Raw genomic sequence first — 18,113 nt, 5'->3', positions numbered from 1 at the left:
CCGCCAATCGCTTTTCGCGCGGCGCGCCGCCGCGCTGACGGGATCGTGAGCGGCCCCCGGTCAGAACAGAGACAACTGATCGCCGGACTTGGGCGGCACGCGGAAAAGATCGGTCCTCAGTTCGGGCAGGTCGCGCGCCAGCCCCAGCCGGGCCGCGGCCACGCGGAACCGCTGGCCGATCATCTGGGCATAGGGCCCCTCGCCCCGCATCCGCCTCCCCCAGTCGGGCGCATAGTCGCGCCCGCCATGCATCTCGCGCAGCCGGGCCATCACCCGGCCCGCCCGGTCCGGGCGGTGCCGCGCAAGCCAATCCTGGAACAGCCCGGACACCTCCAGCGGAAGGCGCAGCATCACCCAGGTCGCCGCGACGGCCCCGGCGCCCGCGGCACGCGCAAGGATCGCCTCGATCTCGTGATCGGTCAGGCCCGGAATCACCGGCGCGACCATCGCGCGAACCTCGACCCCGGCCTCGGCCAGCCGCGCGACCGTGGCGAGCCGCCGCTCGGGCGCGGGCGCGCGCGGCTCCATCGCGCGGGCAAGGCGGGGATCGAGCGTGGTCAGCGACACGCCCACCCGCACAAGGCCCATCCCGGCCATCTCGGACAGGATGTCGAGATCGCGCTCGACCAGCGTGCCGCGGGTAACGATCCCCACCGGGTGGCGAAACGCCAGCAACACCTCGAGAAGCTGCCGCATGATCCGCTGCTCGCCCTCAACCGGCTGATAGGGGTCGGTCGCGGTGCCGATCGCGATGGTGCGCGGCCGGTAGGAGGGCGCCGACAACTCGCGCGCCAGAATCTCGGGCGCGTCGGGCCGGGCGACCAGCCGCGTCTCGAAATCCAGCCCCGGCGACAGGCCCAGCCAGGCGTGGCCCGGCCGGGCAAAGCAGTAGATGCAGCCATGCTCGCACCCCCGGTAGGGATTGATCGAGCGATCGAACGGCACGTCCGGCGATGCGTTCCGCGTGATGACCCTGCGCGGCCGTTCCAGCCGCAACTCGGTGCGCAGGACGGGCAGCTCCGCCTCGGGCGCCCAGCCATCCGCGACCGCCTCGGCCGAGAACCGGTCATAGCGGTTGGCTGGGTTCGAGGCAGCCCCACGGCCGGGCGTTCGCGCAAGCGGTCTGTCCATCCGCAAAAGATGGAACATAAAAGGAACATCCGCAAGGTCGCGCACAAGGGCGTGGACAGCGGGCGCACCGCCCGGTCTACTTCCCTCGACAAGCGTAACCGTCAGGGAGGACACATGAAACATCTCGCATTCGCGGCCGCGCTTGCGCTTGCGCCGCTTGGCGCAGGCGCCGGGTCGCTTGGCCCCTATTCCGATTTCTTCGTCTTCGGCGACAGCCTCAGCGATCCGGGCAATGTCCTTGGATCTCTGGCCGCGCCGGGTTCGCCACTTGCGTCGCGCTATCCGGAAGGCCAGTTTACCGATGGCGATACCTGGGCCACGCAACTGGGCGCCGATCTGGTCTCGGGCACCAACTTTGCCTTCGGCGGCGCCACGGCGGTTCAGCAGGGCGAATTTGCCATCGACCTGCCCGGTGGGCCCTACACGGTGGACGTGCCCGATTTCATCGACCAGCGCGCGCTATTCGCCCCGCTGGCCCCGACGCTGGGGGCGAACCCGCTGGCGGCGGTCTGGTTCGGCGGAAACGACTTGCGCGATGCGTTCCGCGCGCCCGATCCCGGCGCCGCGACTGCCGCGGCGATCGGTGGCGCCGTCGCGCAGATCGTCGCCGGGGTGCAGGACCTGATCGGCGCCGGGCTGAGGACGGTTGCGGTGGTCGGCCTGCCCGATCTTGGCAGGATCCCCGAGGTGATGGCACTGGGAAGCGCCGCCTCTGCCGCCGCCACGGGCGCGACCACGGCGTTCAACGCCACCCTCCAGGCCGGATTGAATGGCGTGACCGGCGGCCAGGTCCGCTATGTCGACATCTTCGGCCTGTTCGCAGCGGTCCAGGCGGACGGCGCCGCCTATGGCCTGACGAACACCGCCACGCCCTGTCTTGCCGACTTGCTGGCGGGCGCGGTTGGCGACTGCGGCGGCTACCTGTTCTACGACACGATCCACCCGACCGAACAGGCGCATGCGCTCATTGCTGAGCGATTCGTCGCGACCGTCGCGCCGGTGCCGCTGCCCGCCGGAGGGGCGCTGCTGATCGCGGGGCTTGGGGGCTTTGCGCTGGTCCGGCGGCGGCGCGCGGATGGTCCCGCCCCCATTCACGCGGCCTGAGCCAACCCTGCGGCCGGTCCCGGCCGAAAACGTCGCGCCTTGCGCGGGCGATGTCGCAACCGGCCAAGTCGTACCGCGTGAAATCGCGATAGATCGCAGCAAAGGGACGGCCCCGGCGGGCCGCGCCCGCGGGAACCGGAGATACGGGAATGGCCGACGAAGACGATGATCTGATCCTGTCCGAACTGCCGGACGAGGAACTTGTCCCGCAGATGCATGACGACCTCTATGACGGGCTCAGGGACGAGGTCGTGGAAGGCGTCGAGATCCTGCTCGAGCGCGGCTGGACGCCCTACCGCGTGCTGACCGAGGCGCTGGTCGCGGGCATGACCGTCGTCGGCAACGATTTCCGAGACGGCATCCTGTTCGTGCCCGAGGTGCTGCTGGCCGCGAACGCGATGAAGGCCGGCATGGGCATCCTCAAGCCACTGCTGGCCGAGACCGGCGCGCCCCGGATGGGCAAGATGGTGATCGGCACCGTCAAGGGCGACATCCACGACATCGGCAAGAACCTCGTGTCGATGATGATGGAAGGCGCGGGCTTCGAGGTGGTCGATCTGGGCATCAACACCGATGTCGACCGCTACCTGGCTGCGCTGGATGCCGAGCAGCCCGACATCCTGGGCATGTCCGCGCTGCTGACCACCACCATGCCCTACATGAAGGTCGTGATCGACACCCTGGCCGAAAAGGGCATCCGCGAGGACTACATCGTTCTGGTGGGCGGCGCGCCCCTGAACGAGGAATTCGGCCGGGCGATCGGCGCGGATGCCTATTGCCGCGACGCGGCCGTGGCGGTCGAGACGGCCAAGGCCCATGTCGCGCGCAAGCACAACCAGGCCGTCGCGGGCTGACCCCTTGCGGGCCCCGGGTCCGGGGCCCCACATATCCTTTGCAATGCAGAGGAAATCGCCATGCCGTTCCGCGTCTTCGCCCTGATCCTCGCCGGCGTGATCGCAGCCGGTGCCCTTACGGCCGGTCTGGTGACCGCCCTGCCCGGCCACGGGATGGCGATCCTTATTCCGCTGGCGCTGGCCGCGGCGCTGCTGTTGCGCCTTTTCCCGCGCAGATGACCGCCCCCGACGACCGCGCGCTGACCGAAGCGGGGCTTGCGCCCGGGGGCCGGGGCCGGGTTCTGGTGATCGCCTGCGGCGCGCTTGCCCACGAGATCCTGGCCCTGAAGCGGGCGAATGGCTGGAACCACCTCGACCTCGCCTGCCTGCCCGCGATCTGGCACAATCACCCGGAGCGCATCGCGCCGGGCCTGCGCGAGGCCGTCGGGCGGCACCGGGCGGGCTATGGCACGATCCTGGTGGCCTATGCAGATTGCGGCACCGGCGGCGCGTTGGCGCGCACCTGCGCCGAACTGGGCGTCGAGATGATCGAGGGGCCGCATTGCTACGCGTTCTTCGACGGGCTCGACGCCTTTGCCGCCCGCGCCGAGGACGAGTTGACGGCCTTCTACCTGACCGATTTCCTCGCCCGCCAGTTCGACGCCTTCGTCTGGCGCCCGCTGGGGCTCGATCGTCATCCCGACCTGATCGAGGCCTATTTCGGAAATTACGACCGGCTCGTCTACCTTGCCCAGACCGAGGATCCCGCGCTGGACGCGCGGGCGCGGGACTGCGCGGCGCGGCTGGGGCTGGCCTATGAGCGGCGCCCTACGGGCTATGGCGACCTTGCGCGGTTCCTGGCGGCACGCGCCTGAACCGGCGACGGTCCGTTCAGACGCCTTCGGCGGCGCCTGCGGCCTGGCTGCGAACCCGCTCGACCATCGCGCGCAACCCGTTCGAGCGTTGCGAGGACAGGTGCTCGTCCAGCCCCAGCCGGGCCATCTGCGCGCCTGCGTCGGTGTCCAGAACCTCGGCCACCGTCCGCCCGTCATATAGCGCCTTGAGCACCGCGATCAGCCCGCGCACGATCATCGCGTCGCTGTCGCCCTTGAAATGATAGACGGCCTCCGGCCCCGTGCCGTCGATCTCGGCCATCAGCCAGACCTGGCTCGCGCAGCCATCCACCTTGGTCGCGGGCACCTTGAAGGCGTCGGCCAGCGGCTCCATCGCGCGGCCCATCTCGATCACGTGGCGATAGCGGTCCTCCCAGTCCTCCAGGAAGTCGAAGGTCTCCACGATCTCCTCGAACGCCACGCTCGCCACTGCCCGGGCCTCCTTGCCATTGCGCCCCTTACCTAGGCGGCGCGGGGCGAAAGGTCCAGCACCCTGCCTGTCGCGGCTTTTCAACGGGCCCCGATTGGGCTAACCCGTGGGCAGAAGGCAACCCCGGAGAGCATTATGCGGGCACCGCTTCTGGTCATCCTGTCGGTCGCGCTGACGCTGGGCGGCTGTTCCACCGTTCGAGAGTCGCGCCTCAACCCGTTCAACTGGTTCGGCGGCTCGACCGTGGAAGTCGTCGCGGTGGCCCCGGGCCAGGCGGCGGCCGATCCGCGTCCGCTGGCCGATCTCGTGGTCGAGATGAGCGTCGAGCGCACGCCGGGCGGCGCGATCATCCAGGCAACCGGGCGCCCGCCGCGCCAGGGATTCTGGATGGCCGACCTCGTGCGCGATCCGGCGACACCGGACAAGGCGGGGGTGATCGTCTACGATTTCCGCGTCGCGCCCCCCGACCAGCCGACGCGGGCCGGCACAGAGCCCTCGCGCGAGGTCACCGCGGGCGCGTTCCTCAGCACGCAGGATCTGGAGGGCGTGCGTGCCATCGTCGTGCGTGGCGCCCGCAACCAGCAACGCTCCAGCCGTTAGGATCCCGCGGCGGGTAAGTCTTGCCCGCGGCACCCTTTCAGAGCGTCACGACCTCGACATTGCTGCCCTTGGCGGCAAGCGCGATCTTGCCTGAGCAAAGCCGCAGCGCATCCTCGCCGAATACCTCGCGCCGCCAGCCCCTGAGCGCGGGCACATCGCGTTCGCCCGCCGCGATCAGGTCGAGATCCGAGGCCGTGGCGATCAGCTTTTGCGCCACGCCGGTCTCTTCTGACTTGGCCTTCAGCAATACCCGCAGCAGATCGGCAAGCGCGGGATTGACCTGCAACTTGGCGTTCGTCCCGGACAGCTTGGGATAATCCTCGGGCGGCGTCTCGTGGGCGACCTTGACCGCCGCGATGATGCCCTCGGCAATCTCGCCCCGCCGCGCCTCGCGCAGCAAAAGCCGCGCGCGCGACAGTTCCTCGAGGTTCTGCGGCCGGGTCGAGGCCAACTCCAGCAGCGCGTCGTCCTTGTAGACCCGGCTGCGCGGAATGTTGCGCGACTGGGCATAGCCCTCGCGGAACCGCGCCAGCTCGCGCACCACGGCAAGGAACTTGCCGGAATTGGTGCGGGTCTTGACCCGCTCCCACGCCTCGGAGGGACGGACGATATAGGTTTCGGGATCGGTCAGAACGCCCAGTTCCTCGTGCAGCCACTTGGCCCGCCCGGTGCGGTCCAGTTCGGCCGCGAGGTATTCGTAGATCACCCGCAGATGCGTGACATCGGCCAGCGCATAGACCTTTTGCGCCTCGGACAGCGGCCGGCGCGACCAGTCGGTAAAACGCGATGTCTTGTCGAGATTGGCCTTGGCGATCTTGCGCACCAGCGTCTCGTAGCCCACCTGCTCGCCAAAGCCGCAGACCATGGCGGCGACCTGGGTATCGAACAGCGGTTCGGGAAAGACCTTGCCCTCGATAAAGAAGATCTCGAGGTCCTGGCGCGCGGCGTGGAATACCTTGACGACGTTGGTGTTGCGGAACAGCTGGTAAAGCGGATCGAGCGACAGACCCTCGGCCAGCGGATCGACAAGCACCGCCTCGCCATCCGGGCCGGTCGCACCGGGAATGGCCAGTTGCAGCAGGCAGAGCTTGGCGTAATAGGTGCGTTCGCGCAGGAACTCGGTGTCGATGGTGACGTAAGGTGCCTGCGCGGCCTCGGTGCAGAAGGCGGCCAGCGCTTCGGTGGTGGTCAGTGTCTTCATCCGCGCCCGTATCCTGCCGCTCGCATCCACACCCCCGGCTTCGTGCCGCTTTACCCCCTGATAAAGAAAGCCCGAGGCCTTGGGAAGGGTTCATCGCGACCCGGTACAGCAGGCAAAAGCTCACTGGAATCGCGGCATTGCGGGGCGTTCAAGGCAACATCACCGGGCGCCGGTCGCCCATCGCGAAACGATGCAGGACCGCGGGGTAAAGCCGGTGCTCCATCGTCAGGACGCGCGCGGCCAGCGTCTCGGGCGTGTCGCCCGGCAGGACCGGCACGCGCGCCTGCCCGAGAATCGGCCCGCCATCGAGTTCGGCGGTCACCTCGTGCACGCTGCAGCCGGCCTGCGTGTCGCCCGCCGCGATGGCGCGGGCATGGGTGTCGAGCCCGCGGTACTTCGGCAGGAGCGAGGGATGGATGTTCAGCATCCGTCCCGCCCAGCCGGTGACAAAGCCCTCGGTCAGAACCCGCATGAAACCGGCAAGGCACAGGATGTCGGGTGCGGCCCGGTCAAGCTCGGCCTGCAACGCCGCCTCGAAGGCTGCGCGATCCTTGCCGAAGGGGCGGTGATCGACGAGTGCGGTGGGGATGCCCATCCCTTCGGCCTTTGCAAGCCCCCCCGCCCCCGGCACGTTCGACAGCACCAGCACGGGGCGCGCGGGGTGATCGCCCGCCATGCTCTCGGCCAGCGCCACCATGTTCGAGCCGCCCCCCGAGATCAGGATCGCGACGCGCTTCACAACAGGCTGCCCCGGTAGGCCACCCCCTGCCCCGTCTGAACCCGGCCGATCCGGACCACCGTCTCGCCTTCGGCGGTCAGCAACTCGGCAAGCGCCGCGGCCCGGTCGGGCGCCACGGCCAGAACCATGCCGATCCCGGAATTGAAGGTCTTGAGAATCTCGGACTCTGACATCCCGGCGGTCTCCGCCAGCCAGCGGAACACCGGCGGCAGGTCCCACGCATCCAGGTCGATCCCGGCGCCCAGCCCCTCGGGCAGGACGCGGGGCAGGTTCTCGGTGATCCCGCCACCGGTGATATGCGCCAGCGCATGGACCCCGCCCGCCCGGATCGCGGCGAGCGCCGGTTTCACGTACAGGCGCGTGGGCGTCAGCAGCGCCGCGCCCAGCGGACCCGCGGCAAAGGGCGCGGGCGCGTCCCAGGACAGCCCCGCCACCTCGACCACCTTGCGCACCAGCGAGTAGCCGTTGGAATGGACCCCGTCCGAGGCAAGCCCCAGCAGCACGTCGCCCTCGGCCACGCCGGCGGGCAGGTCCGCGCCCCGCTCCATCGCGCCGACGGCAAACCCCGCGAGGTCGAAATCGCCGTCGTGATACATCCCCGGCATTTCCGCCGTCTCGCCCCCGATCAACGCGCAGCCCGCCCGGGCGCAGCCCTCGGCGATACCCTCGATCACCGCCGCGGCCTCGTCGACCGACAGCTTGCCGGTCGCGAAATAGTCGAGGAAGAACAAGGGCTCCGCCCCCTGACAGACCAGATCGTTGACGCACATCGCGACAAGGTCGATGCCGACGCCGCCAAGTTCCCCGGTGTCGATCGCTATCCTGAGCTTTGTGCCCACCCCATCGGTCGCAGCCACCAGCACAGGGTCGGTGTACCCGGCGGCCCTCAGGTCGAACAGCGCGCCAAAGCCGCCCAGACCCGACATCACGCCGGGCCGGGCCGTGCGCCGGGCCGCGGGCTTGATCCGCTCGACCAGCGCGTTGCCCGCGTCGATGTCCACGCCCGCCTCGGCGTAGGTAAGGCCCTTGTTGCGCTCGGTCATGGACGCCCTCCGTCTGGTCGGGGCAGCGTTAGCCGATCGCCCGCGCGCTGTCCACGGGGGCCGGGGCTGGCCACGGCTTGACGGACCGTCCCTGTCTGCTAGTCAGGGAACCTGTCGGGCCTGTAGCTCAATGGTCAGAGCAGGGCGCTCATAACGCCTTGGTTGGGGGTTCGAGTCCCTCCGGGCCTACCATTTTCCTGTTTTCTGTATGTTTTTCAAGCGGTTAGCTGGCGATATGGACCACGAAATCCGGGCCGTGGTCCAGGTTAGCCGAGGTCGAGGTCGCGCAGGCGGGCGATCGCGGCGGCCGCGAGTCCCCTTCTCTGAACAGCTTTTGTGTAGATTTCAGAGGTCTTCGCTTGGGTGTGGGACATGGCCGACATGAGCTCGTATTGCGTGGCGCCGGCTGCGGCGATGGCCTCTGCTGTTGCTTTGCGGATGCCGTGCTGGCTGCGGGTGGCCTTGCCGTCGAGCCCGACCAGGCCGGCGGCGATGGTCCATTTTCTGACGCGGTTGTCGAGCGAGTTCGATGACGCGAAGGGGCGACCGTATTCCGTTCGGAGGAATGCGCCCTGGATGTCATGCCGGCCGAGTTCCTCTTCGAGGGACGGCAGGAGCGGCACACTGACCGGCGCAGATCCTTTCTTACTCGGCTGCCAGGAAAGGAAGGTCTCGCCATCAGCTTGGTCGAGGTTTCCGGGGCCGAGCCGGTGCATATCACCGATACGGCCGAGCGAGTTAAACGCGAGCAGGAACCAGAGCCGGGCGGTTGTGCCGGGCCCATGAGTCTTCAAGAACGCCTTCACGTCCTTCTCTGTCCATGGCGTCGCACCACCACCAGGCTGATGCACCCGCTTGACTCGGAAAACGGCGGAGTCTTCCGGGAAGCCCCTGTCCGCGCCCCAACGATACGCCGCACACAGCGCTTTGAGGGCGTTGTCCGCGGCCCCGGTCCGGGATCCGAAAGAGTCCTGAATGTGGATGAAGGCCGCTTTCGGCATGTCGGCGTCAAGCGATCCCATCCTGTCGCCGTCCGGATCCTTGAATTCGCGGACTTGGTTCAGGAGCGATCGGTGGCCGCGGAGCGTCAGAGGCGATGCCTTCCCGGCCTGGACCCTCGCCTCCATAGCTTCAAGATAGCGGTCGCACAACGCGTCGAGCGTGCCGGCTTTTGGCGCCTTGGGCTTCACCGTCTCAAGCGTGTGCCCCGCCCGCGCCGCGAAATAATGCTCGTGAAACCCGGGCTCACCTGGCCCAACCGGGATCCGAATTTTCCGGTTCGGATGACCCTCGACACGGACACGCCACCGGAGAGTGCCGGCGGCGGTGTGGTCTTTCAGTAGACCTGGAAAATGGTGCTTCATGCCGCTCTCTTCTCACCCCACTTCTTCGGTAAGTTCCGTTCGCGCGGAGTCTCTTCTGGTTCGCGTGACGGCTGAAGGATTTCAACAGAGAACGATCCGTCCGGCCGGATGACCAGGGCGCCAGGAGTCATGCCCGCCGCTTCGACTGCAGAGATCGCGCGAGCGATCAGGGCTTTGGTTGGGGTCTTGTTCATGCGTGGAATATTAGTCGTGGCGCTCTATCGTAAGACTTTGTGATCGCCTGAAACATTTGAAACGCGTCGTTAGAACGCCGCCGCCGCCGCCGACCGCATGCCGGCATCGAGGGCGCGGGAGGTGCGAAGCTCCTCCGCGTAGTCGCCCTCGCCGTAGCGCTCGAGGACCTGATCATATGTCCAGGAGTGCGGCATGCACTGGCCGTCGCGCATGTCCGCGAGGAAGGTGATCCCGGACCATTCGCCGGCCGTCACATCGGTGTCTTCTGGTGGCTTGAAGCAGCCAAGCTTCCCGACCACCAGGCGGTCGCCATCAGCCGCCCAATCCATTAGGAGGCCGTATGTGTGCTCGTGGACCGCGAAGAACGACCGGTGCCGGTTCTTCATCGTCGAGAGCGCAGCGGCCTGCCTCTTCGTCCCTGTCTTCTGGAAATGCGCGAACCCGATCTTGTGCAGCCAGAGATATTCTCCGAGCGGGATCCAGGTGAAACCGAGATCTTCAGCGATCACCTGCAGCAGGTCGTGCCCCCAGGTTCCGCGCTGCCCATCACCGCCCCGGGTTTCGGACCGGCGCCGCCAGCGCTCCTCGTGATTACCCTCGAGCAGATACCAGGCTTCCGGCTCATAGACGCGCTCCGAGTGCCGGTTGCGCCGGTGTCGCGCATTCTCTGCATCCACAAAGGACCGCAGCAACTTCAGCGCTTCGCGGAACGCCAGCGCGTCTTGCCAGGCCTTTGCGCCGTCGAATACCTTCAGCCAGTCTGCGACATTCGCGAACTCGCCGACATCGCCCATGACGATCGCATAGTCCGGCTTGAGGTCGACGATCATTTTCGAGATCGCCCGCAGCCGGTCCAAGGTGCGCTGGCGTTCTCCGTTCTTGACGTGGAGATCCGGGATGACGAGAGCTGTCTTGCCGGGCGAGATAGAGATCAGGCGTGCGGGGTCCATTAGGGCCCTTTCGGTTTGTCCTGGTCGATGAGAAAATCCATGGCGGCTTCCAGCGTCTCACGACAGTCGCGACCGGCCAGGATCGCCGCCCCTGCCCACGCATCTGCATCGCGCTGGCTCGCGGTCCCGACAGGCGCCGCGGGTTCCGGCGCGCACGACCGCAGTTCCGCTGGCGGCAGGACGATGACGGGCCGCTCGACGACTCGGACCACAGGATCCGCGCACCCGGCCAGGGCCAGGGCGACAAGGGTCAGCGCGTTTCGGCGGCCCATTCGAGCAACTCCCTGGTGCTGGCGGCGAGGGGCTGGTCGGCGACGGCATCGAGACGGTCGGTGAGCAGGTCGCTACTGAACCGGAGCACATCGCGGCGTTCGGCGGCAGCGCGGATCGCGTCGAGCTCGGCGGCGTGGCGGGCGGCCAGCTCGGCATTTTTCTGTCTTTCTGCCCGGAGCTCTTCCTGGACACCAGACATGCGATCTCGGAGGGCGTGGATCTCGTCCGCTCGCTGCCCCGCCTGGACGTAGAAAAGGGCCCCCAGCGCAGCGATCGCGAGCACAGACGCGCTCTCGACAATTGCCCATCGACCCGGCTTGCTCGTGAAGAATCGGATCGCCGGCAGCGTGGCCCATTTCAGGATGTTCAGGATCACTGCTCACCCCGCGCCTGATAGACCTTCGCGCCGAACGCAAAGGCGACGAAACCGGTGATCGGGACGACGAGGCTTTCGAACACCTGGACTTTCTGCGCGTCCGGCAGAATGGCGATGAGATATCCGGCTGATCCGAGCAGGAATGCGAGCATCACCCAAGCCGTTTCTCTGGTGCCCAGCTTTCGCATCACTGCTTCCTGTCGTATTGCAGCACCGCATTCAGGAGATCGCGCAGCTCATCGAAGCGCTTGTCGAGCCGGTTTTCCATCTTCGACAGCGTCTCATGGGAGACGTATTTGTTGGCGACTTCGACGCGGTGATCGGCGAGATCATGTCGCGTTTTGTCGAGCCGCTCTTTCGTCGTCCGGATCTCGTCGTTGTGCAGCTTCCACATCGCACCCAGCACCGCCATTGCGATTCCGAGGAGCGTGGTTATCACCCAGGAGACAACCCCGAAATCGACGCCACTGGTTGGCTCAGCCATGAATCTCGTCCCGTCTATGTTTCCGAGATATCGCTTCTGGTCGCCTTCAGCGTTGCGCGAGCCATATCCAGCGCGCGTCTTTCGCGCCGTAGAATTGTGGATGGTTGGACGCCTTCAGACGCGGCAATGTCTCGGTGAGACTCTCCACACGCACGGCGCAGCAGGAGCTCCTGCGCATATCGTGCCGTCATGCCGCGCTGACCCGGGATATCCGACATTCGCTCCAATGCTGCGGCGACATCGCATTTTTCGCTGTGATCCGGTTCGAATGAGGGTTCCACCGTTTCCGCGTCCAGATCTCCACGCGCCCTCCTCTCTTTTCTCGAAAAGTCCAGGAGGTCCCCACGAATTCGATGTCGGACGAATGTTGAAAAATCGTATCCCCGCGCCGGATTGAAACGAGGCGCTGCCTTCACCATCGCTTCAATCGCTACTCCTTCGAGATCATCCGAAATCATATCCGGATTCTTCCGATGGAATCGGGCAGCTTCCGCTGAAGCGAACCCCATATACTGCACACAAAGCGTGTCCGCTTCTTGCTTCGAAATCATCCCAGGCCCCATTGTCCCCGTTCCCGTTATAAGGGAACTAGGTCCTCGGACTTCCTTTCGGAAAGCGGATCACTTGATCTCTACGAGGTGCAGGATCGGAGCAGTCAGCGACGGCGAAAGAGACCATTGGTCGATCGGACGATCGGCATGGAAAAGGTCGCGCACTTCATCCAGCCAGCCGATGTATCGCCCGATATCGGTCGCGAGGATTCTTCGCTCTCCGGCAACGGTATCGGAGGGTTGACTCGGGAAAACGCCGGGGTCGGACCAGATTTCGAGGTCCGGCGACTGCGAGACCGCGCCGCCCGGTTCGACCGCGACCCAGCGCTGGCGCCGGGCATCCCAGGCGACCCAGGCGCCGGCCGCGCGCGTCGAAAGGACGGTCAGGGCGTCGGTTTCGACGGACACAACCGCGCCGCTCGACAGCACCGCGAGCGGCCGCGGCGCAGCGAATAGCTGCGACACTCCAGCCGCCGGCACGTGAGTCGCCCAGGTCTGTCCGTCGTCGTCGGATATCGCGACCTTCACGCCGTCGGAAAGCAGGATCGTATCGCCGTGCGCGGCGGCGAGGAATGCCGATGGGAAAGGCACCGGCGCCAGGTATTCCGGCAGGCCGGAGTCCTGCATGTGCAGCGACGTATTCGTCGCTATGATATGCCGGCGCCCATCCAGATCCCGAGCAACGGCGGTCGCGGTTTCGTCGCGCTGGCTCACGAGAGAAAGGCGGATGTTGTCGAAATAGACATTCGCGGGCGAACCCTCGCCGCGAATGCGAATTACGGCTTCACCGGATTCTGCAGGAGCTGATTTCACGACATTCAGCCAATCCCCGCTTCCGGCATTCGATGCAGAAATAATCGTGCTTTCGGCAGAGAGCCCCTCGAATTGAGGGGGCGTCCCGCCGAGCCCAACAACGGAAAGAATGAGATCGAGGTAGAAAGAAATATTCCCGTTTCGGAAAATAATTGCGAGAGGACCTTCATTATCGCGAGACGATGTGAAACGCGTTTTCGATCCGACTATGTTCGCGGAAAGATATTGGGAGTCGCCGAAGTCATAGCCGAGAATATCCGCCGTATCGACCTCGACCATTTCGTGGTCGTCGATATCGCCGAAATACAGCGCGATCGGGCGATTGTAAATCTCGCTCGTTTCAGCATATCGGACTTCGAAAGTTCTGGTGCCATCGCCGCCATTGACGCCTCCAGCGACGCCCGCGAGGCTTCCGCCGGTGTGATGCAGGTCGAGCGTCTCCCCGGTTGGCGCGGTGGCGAAACCTGCCGCAACGCCGCCGGAGAATTGCGGGCTGCCGTGGATCACGGGCAGCGTCGATCGGCCGAGCAACTCGACGGTCGCGATCGCGCCAGGCTCCGCGAAGAGATCGGCAGAGAGCTGGACGACGCCGTTGCTCGGGATGACGACATTCTGCTCGAGTTCGAATTCGCCGTCCGTGAAAACCACCCAGTCGCGACTCAGGTAATGCGACGATCCAGGACGCTGCGGCGGCTGCGAGGTGTCGAGCACGCGCGGCTCGTCGCCGGCCACAAGCGTCCATCCGTCCAGTCCGCCGGTCTCGAAATCTCCATTCACAAGCGGAACTTCAGCAGTGAATTCGGACTCGAGCTGGAGCGGCGTCCAGTCCTGATAATTCACGCTGCGGTATGCCTTGCCGCCGGAGGCAATGACGGTGCTGCTGCGCTGCGCGGAGACAGACAGCGGCGAGCCAGGCGCGTCATTGTATTTCGTCCACGTGGCGCCGCAGTCGTCCGAAACAGACACGGCTCCAGGATGGACGGCCAGGAGATCCCCGCTCCAGCCACCGGGCTGGACGGTGGCCATCGGCTCGCCAGTCTCCGGGTCGAAATAGATGTGCTCCGTATCCCCGGGCTCCGCGGTGCCGTCCTCGCCAGGATCCTCGGGGTCCGGCTCCGGGTCGGTCGCGTCATCTGCCGCGTCGTCGGGGTCCGCTGAAGCGACGCCGGTATGCGTCGCGATCGCCCACCACTCTGCTGTCCGCTCGTTGTATCGCAGCGTGAATCGGTCAGCGGTGCCGGCCGCGCGAGGGTTCGGCGGCGGTCCGGCAACCTCGGCAAGAGCAGTCTCGTCGGTATCCGCGGTCGCGGGATTGTCGGGCGTCAGCGTGTAGCCCACCCTTCCCCAGACCACATTCGACGGCCAAGAAATATTCGCGTCGGACGCGTGGTAGATTATGACCTCAACGTCCGCTTCTCGGACGCGCGCGCCCAGCTCCGGATGCCGCTGGTCCGCGGGAACTTCTATCGTCCGGCCGAGAGAGACGGTCAGGTCGCCGGTCGTCCTGATCATGTATCGGCTGTAATCGGATGGCCGGATCGCGCCGTCATTGACCTGATAGCGCAGCGTCCTCAGGTCCGACCTGCGCTCGGCATTGTGCTGTATTGTCTGGCCGTAGTCATGATGCCCGCGATCACGCGGCGCCGGCACACCGCCGCGGATTTCCAGATCGCTAGTTGCCTGGTCCTCGGTCGGACTCTCTCTGTGCCCATCTTGCGGCTTCAGGGCTCCGGAGAGGACGACATTCTCGAGGGTGGTGGACATCAGATCTCGATCTGTCTGGGGACTGAGATCTCACCGCTGACCTCGTATTCGACTTCATGTTCGAAATCGACAGCGGGGGCAGCGACAGGCTCGATCCGGATAACGGTTTCCGGGATATCGTCTCCTTCTGTCGCTGCGTTGCGCTGATCCTCTCCGCGTCCGGATACGGAAACGGAAACCCGGCCGCCGGAATATGCGGGCACCCCGGGGATCTCGGACCAGGCGAACGTATCATCGGAACCTGTTCCGATCGCCGCCTCGATCTCGACGCTCGCGACCTTCTCGCCTTCCCCCGACCAGGACAGGGTGTAGGAAACCACGCGGCCGGTGATCATACCCTGGGCGGTTTGCACAGATGCCATGCAGTCGTGATCCAAGAGAGACGGATCAGGCATCGGGCAATCGAACGACACCCGGGCGTTCCGAGCGAGATACCGAAGTCGAGCCCTGGCGCGCTCTATCGCATGCTGAATAACTGCGCGGCCACGGTCAGTCCGGAGGAACGAGTCCGCACGCCTAGAGGCGACGTAGCTTGTTTCTCCGACCAGGAACCACTTCGAAGGATCCCGGTTTGTGCCGGATGTGTGGTCTTCGCGCGCTTCGTAAACGCTGGCACCGTCGACCACCTGATCTCCGGCGCTGTATTCCGCCTGGGGCCGCCATGCCGGAATATCCGAGACGCCGGCGATATCGCGCAGCCCGATCTCGATTTCCTCGACCTCTCCGGAACGGAGCGACTGCTGAATGCCGGCCGCGACGGTGATCTCCGCTGTCTCGATCCTGCGTGTCTTGTAGCGATGTTCGACGCGGAGCCTGCCGTCGAGCGTTGCCACCTCGTAGCGAACCGGAACCGTGCCGGCGTCAATCCAGACAGGATCCAGCTCGTCGGATGCAACGGGCCGCAGCACTTGAACGATTTCGCGATCGCCATCCTCTTCGATGGTGGACTCGCGGATCCTGAAGCCGTCGCCGAGGGACGCGCCGGGCCCGGGCCAGTTCTCCAGGAGAGTGTCGGCGCACATCGTCTCGAGGGGAAATAGGTCCGAGGTCAGCGTGAATGTCTCCACGCCGAGCTGCGTGAATTGGACGGACAGTTTCACCATGACCTGATGCGGGACCGGCTCGATGGGCTGGACATCCAGTGACCCCTCGAACGGCGTCAGAACCAGCGTCCGGGCGCCGGACAGCGGATCCGCCGCCTGCACCTGACCACCATCGCGGGGCCAGGCAAGAACGAGACCATGTCCCGCGAGGACCTCGGAGGGGTTGTCCTCTTCGCCCTCTGGAACGCAGAGGGCGTCCCAGTATGGCGCGGTTTTCAGGCTCTCCAGGAGCGAAGCCAAATCTAGGTCTGCAGTCCCCGGCTTACCGACGAAACCAACCTCGACTGTCTCCTCAAGGCTGCCGCGCGGCATGGTCTCGACTTCACCATCGAAGAGAAGAACACCATCGAGCGAGATGAAAACGCGGCTTCCATCCAGGCTCGACAAGCCGGCCTTCGGATTCTCGATCTCCAGATCAGCCCTGGCATACTCTTCTTCCCGCTGCGAAATCCGCAACTGAAAGGGCGTCAGGTCTTTCCTGGCGTGAGTCGCGGGATCGAAGGTCTCGCCTGGGCCAACTAGGGCAATGAACGGCAGTGTCATACCTCTTCTCCCGACAAGCTCCAGCTGATCGAGGCTTCGATTTCGCGCTCATCGCCTCCTTTGTCGAAGACCATGATGTGCAGGATCGGGCGGTATTTCACACGCACAGCCCCGGGTGCGGACACCTCGACGCCCCCAGGGACAGCGGTTTCTGTGTGGGCAACGACCGCCCCAGCCGCGTTGAACGCCTTGACCGTTCCATGAACAGGCTCCCTGGACAGGATCATGGCCCCGGACGCTGACATCCGCTCCGATATCGACTGGATCGAATGAATGGTGATGACGTCGCCCGGCCAGACACCACCCAACGCGGGCAGGTCCTGGTCAGTGCAGTAGATCTCGACAGCGTATTTCTGGAACGCTGGATCGCTCAGGTTGTGCGCGGTAGCGTAGATATCCCGCCGGATTTTCTGCGCGGCCGCGATCGCCGACTGGGACATCGACAACCCACGCCCGGCCCCCTCCGGGATCGGGATCTCGTTGCCATCGGCGCCGAAGATGCGGAGCCTAGTCTGGTATCCCATCAGCCCCTCCTCTGGAATCTTGACGCCGATTTCATGCGGGTTGAGGAGGCCCTGCCGTAGTAGCGGCTCATCCTGTTCGCGGTTTCCTCGTCAGCTTCGAGCGTGAACATCGACCCGCCCGGCCCCGGGATATCGACCAGGACACGGCCGGCCGGCGCAGCACCTGCGGCCGCCATCGCCGGCATGGGCGGCATGACCATGTTATTCACAGCATCCAGGAACCCCGGCCCCCAGAACCTGGTCGCCGCGGAGCTGATCACGCTCTCACCGTTCGAAAGCCACGCGAGGATGCTGTCGCTCGTGCCAGTCCCGGGCCCGCGGATATCGACGGCACCGGTAGCGAAGCCGGGGATCTTGTTGATCGCCTTGCCGAGCGTCGAGCCCTCCCATGCGCTGGCAATATCTTCGCGCGACGGGATCAAATCCCAGAGCGCCATGAACTTGTCGAACAGCCAGGAGAGGACATTGGAGAACGCAGCTCTTGCGGCTTCCGCAGAAGCTTCCCATGCGTTCGAAATGGCGAGGACGATCTCGTCGCGGAACTTCCAGATCAAGGCGGCAAGACTGGCCAGGGCAGCAACGATAGCCACGACAATCGCTGCCGGCACTGAAACAAGCCCACCGATGAACGCGGCGATCGCGAGCGCGATCGTTCTGAGGACTGTCAGGATGGCGCCGAGTCTCGAACCAAAGCCGACGATCCGCCACAAGAATCCGGCAACCAGCTGGATTGGATTGAGGAGCTTCCCGAACAGCTTGAACAGCCCGGCAACCGCGACTCGAAGAACACCGAAACGCAGCCCCACCAGGGCAAGGCCTTTAGCCAGCAGCGCGATCCCAATCGCGGCTTGACCGACATTCACCAGGAAGGGCCCGAGCAGCGAAAGCCCGACACCGATTCCGGCGACCCACTGCATTGTTTTCGGCGATGCCTCACCCAGCTTGGAAACCCACTCGGTGGTCTTCTGCACCAGCTTCGTCATGGTTTCGAGGAGTCCACCTTCCTCCGCCAGCTCGATCCCCAGATCGCGCGTTGCGGAGTCCAGCTTGCCGAGTTCGCCGATCAGGCCCTGGACGCGGATTTCGGCATTCTTCACAGCGTTTTGTTGGCTGTCACTGAGAACTGACCCGGCAGCAGTCGGAATTGTCACTGAGATTTGACCCATGTGGAACCTTGCCCCTGACGGAGTTCGTCGGGG

Annotated in this window: 22 protein-coding genes and 1 tRNA gene; 6 read left to right on the top strand and 17 right to left on the bottom strand. The window is 65.5% G+C overall.

Annotated elements, in window-relative coordinates; genetic code table 11:
• Positions 1-60: 60 nt before the first annotated feature.
• Positions 61-1,131: a PA0069 family radical SAM protein gene (locus EV655_RS17115; protein ID WP_132546576.1), complete on the bottom strand. Its 1,071-nt coding sequence runs from the start codon at positions 1,129-1,131 to the stop codon at positions 61-63.
• A gap of 114 nt (positions 1,132-1,245) precedes the next feature.
• On the opposite strand from EV655_RS17115, the gene EV655_RS17110 reads away from it, so the two are divergent.
• The 4 genes from EV655_RS17110 to EV655_RS17100 all read left to right on the top strand — a co-directional run bounded on the left by EV655_RS17110 (position 1,246) and on the right by EV655_RS17100 (position 3,943).
• Complete coding sequence (locus EV655_RS17110; protein ID WP_165905387.1) at positions 1,246-2,235, top strand: SGNH/GDSL hydrolase family protein; 990 nt, start codon at positions 1,246-1,248, stop codon at positions 2,233-2,235.
• A 149-nt stretch (positions 2,236-2,384) separates the two neighbouring features.
• Complete coding sequence (locus EV655_RS17105) at positions 2,385-3,089, top strand: corrinoid protein (protein ID WP_132546575.1); 705 nt, start codon at positions 2,385-2,387, stop codon at positions 3,087-3,089.
• 60 nt (positions 3,090-3,149) lie between these two features.
• Complete coding sequence (locus tag EV655_RS18760; RefSeq protein WP_165905386.1) at positions 3,150-3,308, top strand: hypothetical protein; 159 nt, start codon at positions 3,150-3,152, stop codon at positions 3,306-3,308.
• On the top strand, positions 3,305-3,943 hold the full coding sequence (locus EV655_RS17100; protein WP_132546574.1) for a DUF1638 domain-containing protein: 639 nt from the start codon (positions 3,305-3,307) through the stop codon (positions 3,941-3,943). Before EV655_RS18760 ends, EV655_RS17100 begins: the two co-directional genes overlap by 4 nt.
• A gap of 16 nt (positions 3,944-3,959) precedes the next feature.
• On the opposite strand, the gene EV655_RS17095 is transcribed toward EV655_RS17100, so the two are convergent.
• The gene (locus EV655_RS17095) at positions 3,960-4,391 is read right to left on the bottom strand and encodes a SufE family protein (RefSeq protein ID WP_132546573.1); all 432 of its coding nucleotides are present in this window, start codon (positions 4,389-4,391) and stop codon (positions 3,960-3,962) included.
• Positions 4,392-4,526: 135 nt separating this feature from the next.
• On the opposite strand from EV655_RS17095, the gene EV655_RS17090 reads away from it, so the two are divergent.
• Positions 4,527-4,991: a hypothetical protein gene (locus EV655_RS17090; protein WP_132546572.1), complete on the top strand. Its 465-nt coding sequence runs from the start codon at positions 4,527-4,529 to the stop codon at positions 4,989-4,991.
• 37 nt (positions 4,992-5,028) lie between these two features.
• Here EV655_RS17090 and rnd read toward each other — a convergent pair whose 3' ends face one another.
• The 3 genes from rnd to purM all read right to left on the bottom strand — a co-directional run bounded on the left by rnd (position 5,029) and on the right by purM (position 7,974).
• Positions 5,029-6,192 (bottom strand): ribonuclease D, encoded by a 1,164-nt coding sequence (gene rnd, locus EV655_RS17085; RefSeq protein WP_132546571.1) that lies wholly within the window; start codon positions 6,190-6,192, stop codon positions 5,029-5,031.
• A gap of 148 nt (positions 6,193-6,340) precedes the next feature.
• A complete protein-coding gene (gene purN, locus EV655_RS17080) occupies positions 6,341-6,931 on the bottom strand; it encodes a phosphoribosylglycinamide formyltransferase (RefSeq protein ID WP_132546570.1) in 591 nt (196 codons plus the stop codon).
• Entirely contained in the window at positions 6,928-7,974 is a 1,047-nt protein-coding gene (purM, locus tag EV655_RS17075; RefSeq protein ID WP_132546569.1) for a phosphoribosylformylglycinamidine cyclo-ligase, read from the bottom strand. The genes purN and purM overlap by 4 nt, the downstream gene beginning before the upstream one ends.
• A gap of 116 nt (positions 7,975-8,090) precedes the next feature.
• Between purM and EV655_RS17070 the strand changes: the two genes are divergently transcribed.
• Positions 8,091-8,166: transfer RNA gene (locus tag EV655_RS17070), tRNA-Ile, on the top strand.
• A 74-nt stretch (positions 8,167-8,240) separates the two neighbouring features.
• On the opposite strand, the gene EV655_RS17065 is transcribed toward EV655_RS17070, so the two are convergent.
• The 12 genes from EV655_RS17065 to EV655_RS17010 all read right to left on the bottom strand — a co-directional run.
• Positions 8,241-9,338, bottom strand: a complete 1,098-nt coding sequence (locus tag EV655_RS17065) for a tyrosine-type recombinase/integrase (RefSeq protein WP_132546568.1) — start codon at positions 9,336-9,338, stop codon at positions 8,241-8,243.
• A complete protein-coding gene (locus EV655_RS17060; protein ID WP_132546567.1) occupies positions 9,335-9,532 on the bottom strand; it encodes a hypothetical protein in 198 nt (65 codons plus the stop codon). The genes EV655_RS17065 and EV655_RS17060 overlap by 4 nt, the downstream gene beginning before the upstream one ends.
• A 69-nt stretch (positions 9,533-9,601) precedes the next feature.
• Entirely contained in the window at positions 9,602-10,483 is an 882-nt protein-coding gene (locus tag EV655_RS17055; RefSeq protein WP_132546566.1) for a metallophosphoesterase, read from the bottom strand.
• Positions 10,483-10,755 carry a hypothetical protein gene (locus EV655_RS17050; protein WP_132546565.1) on the bottom strand — a complete coding sequence of 91 codons (273 nt, stop codon included), beginning with the start codon at positions 10,753-10,755 and terminating at the stop codon, positions 10,483-10,485. The genes EV655_RS17055 and EV655_RS17050 overlap by 1 nt, the downstream gene beginning before the upstream one ends.
• Positions 10,734-11,132 (bottom strand): hypothetical protein, encoded by a 399-nt coding sequence (locus EV655_RS17045; protein ID WP_132546564.1) that lies wholly within the window; start codon positions 11,130-11,132, stop codon positions 10,734-10,736. Before EV655_RS17045 ends, EV655_RS17050 begins: the two co-directional genes overlap by 22 nt.
• A complete protein-coding gene (locus EV655_RS17040; RefSeq protein WP_132546563.1) occupies positions 11,129-11,320 on the bottom strand; it encodes a hypothetical protein in 192 nt (63 codons plus the stop codon). Before EV655_RS17040 ends, EV655_RS17045 begins: the two co-directional genes overlap by 4 nt.
• On the bottom strand, positions 11,320-11,616 hold the full coding sequence (locus EV655_RS17035; protein ID WP_132546562.1) for a YjcB family protein: 297 nt from the start codon (positions 11,614-11,616) through the stop codon (positions 11,320-11,322). The genes EV655_RS17040 and EV655_RS17035 overlap by 1 nt, the downstream gene beginning before the upstream one ends.
• A gap of 14 nt (positions 11,617-11,630) precedes the next feature.
• On the bottom strand, positions 11,631-12,167 hold the full coding sequence (locus EV655_RS17030; RefSeq protein WP_165905385.1) for a sigma factor: 537 nt from the start codon (positions 12,165-12,167) through the stop codon (positions 11,631-11,633).
• Positions 12,168-12,236: 69 nt separating this feature from the next.
• The gene (locus EV655_RS17025) at positions 12,237-14,744 is read right to left on the bottom strand and encodes a hypothetical protein (RefSeq protein WP_132546560.1); all 2,508 of its coding nucleotides are present in this window, start codon (positions 14,742-14,744) and stop codon (positions 12,237-12,239) included.
• Positions 14,744-16,390 (bottom strand): hypothetical protein, encoded by a 1,647-nt coding sequence (locus EV655_RS17020; RefSeq protein WP_132546559.1) that lies wholly within the window; start codon positions 16,388-16,390, stop codon positions 14,744-14,746. Before EV655_RS17020 ends, EV655_RS17025 begins: the two co-directional genes overlap by 1 nt.
• Positions 16,387-16,914 (bottom strand): hypothetical protein, encoded by a 528-nt coding sequence (locus tag EV655_RS17015; protein ID WP_132546558.1) that lies wholly within the window; start codon positions 16,912-16,914, stop codon positions 16,387-16,389. The genes EV655_RS17020 and EV655_RS17015 overlap by 4 nt, the downstream gene beginning before the upstream one ends.
• A partial coding sequence (locus EV655_RS17010) for a phage tail tape measure protein (protein ID WP_207902014.1) occupies positions 16,914-18,113 on the bottom strand: 1,200 nt, incomplete at its 5' end. The genes EV655_RS17015 and EV655_RS17010, both read right to left, overlap by 1 nt.

Source organism: Rhodovulum euryhalinum, from assembly GCF_004342445.1.
In the GTDB taxonomy this organism is placed as follows: domain Bacteria; phylum Pseudomonadota; class Alphaproteobacteria; order Rhodobacterales; family Rhodobacteraceae; genus Rhodovulum; species Rhodovulum euryhalinum.
This window is presented reverse-complemented; position numbering and strand designations above follow the sequence as displayed.